The following is an 8097-nucleotide window of genomic DNA, read 5'->3' as shown; positions in this document are numbered from 1 at the left end:
TGCGAATGATCACTTCATCCAATTCAAAAGGATCTGAATCTGACTTAGCAGTCGATTTATTGAGGCGTTCTGACTCCTCCGAAGAGATTACCCTAAGTCCTGTTAGCGCTGCTGTCGTATTGGAGTTTTCAAATTTTGCCCCATTTACAAATCCCTTTTCTAAATCCCAGGCAATGATATACCCATTAAAGTTAACTAAATCCGCTGAAGTTTTTATTTTTTCTAAAGATTCTGATAAAGGGAGTATCTCATATAATGTAGCTGAAAATTCCTTTTTATTTTCTAAAGGGTATAAATACAATACTTTCTGACCTTTATAAGCATCGCTAAGATTTTTATCTGTAACAGGAACTACAAGTGCCTCGGTCCTATTTTCAAAAGTTTCCGTGATTGCACTATCCCAATTATAAACCTGACTTTTAAACGACGAATCAATTTTTGCTTTTGATTGATACTGTTCAAACCAAACCCTCGCTTGACTAACCTTAATAGATTGCTCTATTTTTTGTTCACTTCCTGCTTCTTCTGAAACACAACGACCTGTTAACACTGCAACTCCGAAAACCATTAAGAGTATTGCCATTTTTTTAATATTTTTCATACAAATAATATTTTTATAAATATAAGAAAAATACTATATTAAATAATTTTTTAAATATAAGTTTTATTTTACAAAAAAAACCTGTTCGAACTAACGAACAGGTTTTTCTAAATTATTAAATCTTATTATAGAAACTTACGAAGCGATTTCTATACGTTTCAATAGATTTTTATTCAAAGTATGTTTTATAAAAATTTTACCAATACTTAAAAATATTAACTTAAAGTAATTGGAAAGTTCAGATACCAAACCCATTTATTATGTACTTTCTTATAAACTTTTACTGTAGTGGCGCCACATCCGTCATAATTGCAGGGGCTACTAAAAAAAATAAAAACCACTTTTTTGTCTTTGGAATAGATTGGAGGTGAGACACTAAACCTAATAGTTTCATAAGGTGTTGATTCACTATGCCTTATAAAAGGGTATTTGAATTTACTTAAATTCCAATTTACTTCTTCTCTCTTTTGATTGGCTAAATATTCAAAGTTCATTGATTTAATTAGCTTTTTTATTTTTACAGAATCTATTGGTGTATAAAAGTACTCTTCAAAAGCTTTTTTAGTGAAGAATCTTTTTTGATCTTTAAATACTAGACTCTTTTCATAAAGAGCTACAGCTGTATCGTTATCCTTCACATATAACTGTTTTCTACCCTCTATTAAACTATTTGTTATTTGATTTATTACCTCATAATCTTCGTTATCAACTTTGCCGATTGTTTGACCAATAGCAACGTTGACGAATAAAGAGAAAAACAAAAAAATTAAGTATGCTCTCATATTTTATGATTAGTAGGTTTTTATTGACAAGCTTTTTTCCCTCTCGGATTAAAGCTATTATTTCCTGAATTTTTGTACTCCGAATAAATTCTATCCAGTATTCTTTCTTGGTCAGCTTGAGGAAGATTTTTAAAAGCCTTTGTTTCTGCTAAACCACCCCATGCCATATCATCATAAAACAACTTAGGTAAATTGTATCCTTTCGAAGTCCCATATTCTTGCAAGGCAACAGATATTTCCTGAACAATATTAGTATCGGCAAAAATATTATGCTGAGCATCATTTACATTCTTATTAAATTGCTTAAAGTACGTCTCTACCAAGTTGACATAACTCTTATCTATATCTCTGTATCTGTAAACACTAACCAAATACGCATGAAAACACTCATGTATTAAAGTTTTTGCGATTGAAAGATCTGTCGAAACTGAAAGATCACTTTCATTTAAAGTTGTAGTTACTTTACCATCTGATACTACTCCATTTGTATTTCCTGCGTTATTTCCCGATAAATTGCCCTTAATTATGAGCCAATTGTAATTAGCAGGTGTAGGATTTACTCCTGAAAATTTTGCAATTACCTGAGAAAACTTACCCTTTTGTAATTTTTTTATATCATTGACAATGTTATCAATACATGCGGGCAAATTAGTCTTTATCTGTTTTACTATATTTTGTGCATTTTCTGAAGTCGTAGAACTTCCACTTCCACCACCTCCCGGAGACTTCACATATCCCTTTGGACTGTTACCTTTCGATCCTGATTTTAGACTGCCTCCATAAGCTCCTCCTCCATATTCCTGCTTATTCTCGGATTTTTCTCTGCGAATGATCACTTCATCCAATTCAAAAGGATCTGAATCTGACTTAGCGGTCGATTTATTGAGCCGTTCTGACTCCTCCGAAGAGATTACCCTAAGTCCTGTTAGCGCTGCTGTCGTATTGGAGTTTTCAAATTTTGCCCCATTTACAAATCCCTTTTCTAAATCCCAGGCAATGATGTATCCATTAAAGTTAATTAAATCTCCTGAAGTTTTTATTTTTTCTAAAGATTCTGATAACGGTAGTATTTCATATAATGTAGCCGAAAATCCCTTTTTATCCTTTAATGGATACAAATACAATACTTTCTGACCTTTATAAGCATCACTAAGATTTTTATCTGTAACAGGAACTACAATTGCCTCAGACCCATTTTCAAAAGTTTCCGTGATTGCACTATCCCAATTATAAACCTGGCTTTTAAACGACGAATCAATTTTTACTTTTGATTGATACTGTTCAAACCAAACCCTCGCTTGACTAACCTTAATAGATTGCTCTATTTTTTGTTCGCTTCCTGCTTCTTCTGAAACACAACGACCTGTTAACACTGCAACTCCTAAAACCATTAAGAGCATTGCCATTTTTTTAATATTTTTCATACAAATGTATTTTTATAAATATAAGAAAAATATTATAGTAAATAATTAAAATTATAGGTTTTGTTTTACAAAATAAAAAAAACCTAGTTCGTTAAGCCGAACAGGTTTTTTACTATTTTCCTACATTCAACTTCTTCTTTTTCTAAATTGGAGCAATCTAAGAAAATAAAGAATAGTACCAATAAGCAAAAAAAGAATAACAAAATAAAAATAACTTATAAGATAATAAGTGTCATAGAGGCAAATTGTATAGAAACGCTCAGAAAAGTAGGAACAGATCAATAACAAAATGCACAAAGCTAAAAAAATCAAATAGTTTCTAGTTATTCTTTTCATCGACGATTATTAAAAAAAGCGTTATACATTTTAAAATGACCTAAGTATATATCCTGAAAACTAATATCTTCAATAACACTATGACTTAATATTTCTGGAAATTCTTGATACAGTAGTTTGGTCTCAACAATTGATTTAATGTCCAAAACCAAATCTTTCATTTTTCTCGGATCTAAATTTTCTTTCTCCAATTCTTCGATCCTAGATTTCGAAATTATCATTTGGTTCTTATGAATTAATGTCTCAATCACATAATAAGGAACCAAGATACTTAAATGCAAAGTAATCGAGCACAATTCACCTCCTTCAACAATATTCAAAAAAAAGGTATAACATCGATCTTCCCAATCCAGTCTGGAAAAATCTTCAAAACCCCTTAAAACTAAATCTTTACCAAATTCGACTCTAATACTATTTCGTAGTTTCTGATTTTCCTCAGAATCAAAATATTCAATTAATGCTTTCAATCTTTCATACTCCATAGTTTCTAAATACAATTCCTTTTGAGTCCATGGACATATATTCTTAGGATAATATAAATATGCTAAATTCATTAAAATTTTTCCAATCATAAATATCAATTATCGGCAATCAGTTGAAAATATGGTAGTCGTTTTGTGCTCAGTTGCTGGTAAAGCAGTAGTTGAGTTAAATTGTACTCTTGCTCCGTGTATTCTTAAAGGTACTTCTTTTTTCAATTGTAACTTATTATTAACTATACCTCTTAGTTTATAAATTACCGTACTTTTTTATATAAAAAATGTACCATATAAAGTAACAAAGAAAACAATAATACAGCTGTTGCTACTGGCCTGTAGCTAAACACATAATAGGTATCATGAATGTTGATATCCAAACAATATTCAGTTGGATAAATATAACCATAAACCAATAAGCCTATACCAAAAATTAAAAAAATGTAAATAACGTATTTCATAATCTTGTATAATATTCATCTAAAAAGAATGCGTTGAAAAATGTAAATTCTCCAAAAGGTATAAATCCCCTACTAATTTCCGGAAGTCTATAACTTAATAATTCTGGCGGAAATTTTGTAATCCCATACTTTTCAGTTAATGCAACAATTTTATTAATTTCACTGGCATAAACGATCTCTAAATCTTCATTTTTATTAGGTTTTTTGATCCATTTTACATTTTCTAAGTCAACTAATGTATCCAGAACATAACACGTGAAATATGGAGACAAAACACTAATGTTTAAACAAATCGAATGAAGGCGGTTTCCACTCATTTTAGTTAGCTGTAAGTTGAAAGCTCTATTTGGTTTATTACCTCATAATCTTCGTTATCAACTTTGCTGCTTGTTTGACCAGTAGCAACATTGGCGAATAAAGAGAAAAACAAAAAAATGAAGTATGCTCTCGTATTTTTAAATTTGTTTTTTTACTTTCTCTTCTTTTTTATAAACTTTATCAAATAATATACAAACCCTAATAGAAACACTAATAAAACAGGGAAAAAATAACTTACAAGATAAAATGTATTGGAAATACAAAAATTAAAATTGTACTCGAAGAAGTAAAGAAAAATTAACAATAAGCCGGTAATTGTCAGAAATATTAAAAAATCACTTTTCATTTTCTTTGATAATTACATTATTAAAAAAAGCAATAAACATCGTAAAACAGCCAAACTCTGTATCTTGAAAACTAATATCTTCAACAACTGAATTAAGTATTTCTTTTGGAAATTTTTTGTACAAAAATTTATCCTCAATTACTGTTTCAATATCCATAACTAATTCATTTATAGTTCTTCTTTCTGTGTTTTTTTCTTCTAAATTTGTTACTTCTGATTTGGAGAAATACAAGTCAATTATATTTTTTTGAACTTTAATTACATAATATGGGACTATAATGCTAATAAATAATGATATTGTATATAACTCACCATCTTCGATTACACTCACATTAAAAGTCATACATCTATCCCCTAAATCAAACAAGGTGTGGTCATTTAATTTATTTAATGTGTAATCATGTTCAAACTCTGCAACAATTCTCTTCCTAAAGACTTTCCCCTCTTCATTATTAAAATCATTTATTATTTGAAGTAATCTCTTATACTCCTCGGAAATAAAATAAATGTCTTTTTCTTTAAAGGCACATATATTTCGCGGATAGAATAAATAAACTACATTTTTTAAAACCTTTTCAATCATATTAATCGATTTAAATAGTTAATTACAGTTTCCTGAAGTCCATGTATTTGTTTTATAATTAGTCGCGGGAAGTTTTTCAGTTGAATTAAAATTTACCCTGCCTCCACTAACGTAAAGAGGATAATTGTGTACCAATCTCTCTCTAAAATATCGATCAAGTATCAAATCTGACACGTCTGTTCCTCCATATTTATCTATTACGTCCTGCATTGATTGTTGAAGTGCCCGAGCAGAAACATTTGCCGCAATTCCAGGTGTCATATCTGTATTACCCACCTGTATATTTGTTGGCGTACCAAAATATATTGCTTGTGGATAACTAAGAACATGCAATATTTCAATTCCTTTTGGACTCAATCCTATAACTCTAAAATTAATATTTTTGACCATCGCTACTTGCCAATTAGCCCCTTTTTTCGACGTAAAATTAAAACTCTCACAACTAGGCGGAATAACTTTAGTTACCGTTGATCCTGTAGAACTTCCACTTCCACCACCTCCCGGAGATTTCACATAACCCTTTGGACTGTTACCCTTTGATCCTGATTTTAGACCGCCTCCATAAGCTCCTCCTCCATATTCCTGCTTATTCTCGGATTTTTCTCTTCGAATGATCACTTCATCTAATTCAAAAGGATCTGAATCTGACTTAGCAGTCGATTTATTGAGACGTTCTGACTCCACCGGAGAGATTACTCTAAGTCCTGTTAGCGCTGCTGTCGTATTGGAGTTTTCAAATTTTGCCCCATTTACAAATCCCTTTTCTAAATCCCAGGCAATGATATACCCATTAAAGTTAACTAAATCCGCTGAAGTTTTTATTTTTTCTAAAGATTCTGATAAAGGGAGTATCTCATATAATGTAGCCGAAAATTCCTTTTTATTTTCTAAAGGGTATAAATACAATACTTTCTGTCCTATATAAGCATCACTCAGATTTTTATCTCTAACGGGAACTACAATTGCCTCAGACCCATTTTCAAAAGTTTCCGTGATTGCACTATCCCAATTATAAACCTGACTTTTAAACGACGAATCAATTTTTACTTTTGATTGATACTGTTCAACCCAAACCCTCGCTTGACTAACCTTAATAGATTGCTCTATTTTTTGTTCGCTTCCTGCTTCTTCTGAAACACAACGACCTGTTAGCACTGCAACTCCTAAAACCATTAAGAGGATTGCCATTTTTTTAATATTTTTCATACAAATACATTTTTATAAATATAAGAAAAATATTATAATAAATAATTAAAATTATAGGTTTTATTTTACAAAATAAAAAAACCTGTTCGTTAAGCCGAACAGGTTTTTTCTAAATTATTAAATCTTATTATAGAAACTTACGAAGCGATTTCCATACGTTTCAATAGATTTTTATTCAAAGTATGTTTTGCGTAATCTTTGTCGATACTTAAAACTTTATCATCTGAACTTGGCAATTCATACATCGCATCGGTTAAGATTGCTTCGCATAACGAACGCAATCCACGTGCTCCTAATTTGTACTCTAACGCTTTGTCTACAATAAAATCTAATGCCTCATCTGTAATGGTGAATTCAACTTCATCCATTAAGAATAATTTTTGGTATTGTTTTACCAAAGCATTTTTAGGCTGTGTCAAAATTGCACGCAGGGTTTCTTTGTCTAAAGGATCCATGTGCGTTAAAACTGGCAAACGCCCAATAATTTCAGGAATCAAACCGAAATCTTTAATATCTTTTGGAATAATGTATTGCAACAAATTGTCTTTATCGATATTGTCTACATTTTTAGAAGTCGAATATCCAACTGCCTGACGGTTCAAACGTTTAGAAATGATACGCTCAACACCATCAAAAGCACCTCCCGCAATAAACAGGATGTTTTGAGTATTTACTTCCACAAATTTCTGGTCCGGGTGTTTACGCCCTCCTTTTGGCGGTACGTTTACAATTGTTCCTTCAAGAAGTTTCAATAAAGCCTGTTGTACTCCTTCACCGGAAACGTCACGTGTAATAGACGGATTATCACTCTTACGGGCAATTTTGTCAATCTCGTCAATAAAAACGATTCCTCTTTCGGCTTTAGTTACATCATAATCGGCAGCTTGCAACAAACGTGTTAAAATACTTTCAACATCTTCTCCTACATAACCTGCCTCAGTAAGTACGGTCGCATCAACGATAGCCAAAGGAACATCTAACATTTTAGCAATTGTCTTTGCTACCAGTGTTTTTCCAGTTCCGGTTTGTCCCACCATGATGATGTTACTTTTTTCAATCTCAACTTCATCGTCTAATTGCTGTTGCATTAAACGTTTGTAGTGATTGTAAACGGCAACCGACATTACTTTTTTGGTCTGATCCTGGCCAATAACATATTGATCTAAGAAAGCTCTGATTTCTTTTGGTTTCTTTAAAATTAAATCCCCAACCAATTTTGCGCTTCCACTTGATTTTAATTCTTCTAATACAATTCCATGTGCCTGTTCGATACACTTATCACAGATATGTGCATTGATACCTGCAATCAATAAATTAGTTTCTGGCTTTTTTCTTCCACAAAACGAACATTCTAATACTACTTTTGCCATTCTTTATTTAAGTTACTAAGCTGCAAAGATACTAAGTTTTAAAGTTTTTCAACTAAAACTTTAAAACTTAACTCTTTACAGCTTAAGAGCCTGTTTAATTTTTAAACAGGCTCTAATATTTTTATTTTATTATTTAAAAATTTAAATCACAAAGAACACCTAGAATCTTAGCGTCTTAGCAACTTAGAAGCTTT

At 31.3% G+C, this 8097-nt stretch carries 8 protein-coding genes; all 8 read right to left on the bottom strand.

What is annotated here, in order from left to right:
• Positions 1-601: hypothetical protein (locus C245_RS0117680; RefSeq protein WP_026110136.1), on the bottom strand; the 601-nt coding region annotated here is incomplete at its 3' end.
• 215 nt (positions 602-816) lie between these two features.
• The gene (locus C245_RS0117675; protein ID WP_017497942.1) at positions 817-1383 is read right to left on the bottom strand and encodes a hypothetical protein; all 567 of its coding nucleotides are present in this window, start codon (positions 1381-1383) and stop codon (positions 817-819) included.
• Between the two features lie 20 nt (positions 1384-1403).
• Positions 1404-2807 carry a hypothetical protein gene (locus C245_RS0117670; protein WP_017497941.1) on the bottom strand — a complete coding sequence of 468 codons (1404 nt, stop codon included), beginning with the start codon at positions 2805-2807 and terminating at the stop codon, positions 1404-1406.
• A 332-nt stretch (positions 2808-3139) separates the two neighbouring features.
• On the bottom strand, positions 3140-3715 hold the full coding sequence (locus C245_RS0117665) for a hypothetical protein (RefSeq protein WP_017497940.1): 576 nt from the start codon (positions 3713-3715) through the stop codon (positions 3140-3142).
• Positions 3716-4076: 361 nt separating this feature from the next.
• Positions 4077-4397: a hypothetical protein gene (locus tag C245_RS0117655; protein WP_017497938.1), complete on the bottom strand. Its 321-nt coding sequence runs from the start codon at positions 4395-4397 to the stop codon at positions 4077-4079.
• A gap of 336 nt (positions 4398-4733) precedes the next feature.
• Positions 4734-5327 carry a hypothetical protein gene (locus C245_RS0117650; RefSeq protein WP_017497937.1) on the bottom strand — a complete coding sequence of 198 codons (594 nt, stop codon included), beginning with the start codon at positions 5325-5327 and terminating at the stop codon, positions 4734-4736.
• Positions 5328-5345: 18 nt separating this feature from the next.
• Positions 5346-6533, bottom strand: coding sequence for a hypothetical protein (locus tag C245_RS0117645; protein ID WP_017497936.1), 1188 nt, complete (start codon positions 6531-6533; stop codon positions 5346-5348).
• A 137-nt stretch (positions 6534-6670) separates the two neighbouring features.
• Entirely contained in the window at positions 6671-7903 is a 1233-nt protein-coding gene (gene clpX, locus C245_RS0117640; RefSeq protein WP_017497935.1) for an ATP-dependent Clp protease ATP-binding subunit ClpX, read from the bottom strand.
• Positions 7904-8097: the final 194 nt, after the last annotated feature.

The organism is Flavobacterium sp. WG21, assembly GCF_000335775.1.
Classification (GTDB): Bacteria; Bacteroidota; Bacteroidia; order Flavobacteriales; family Flavobacteriaceae; genus Flavobacterium; species Flavobacterium tructae.
This window is presented reverse-complemented; position numbering and strand designations above follow the sequence as displayed.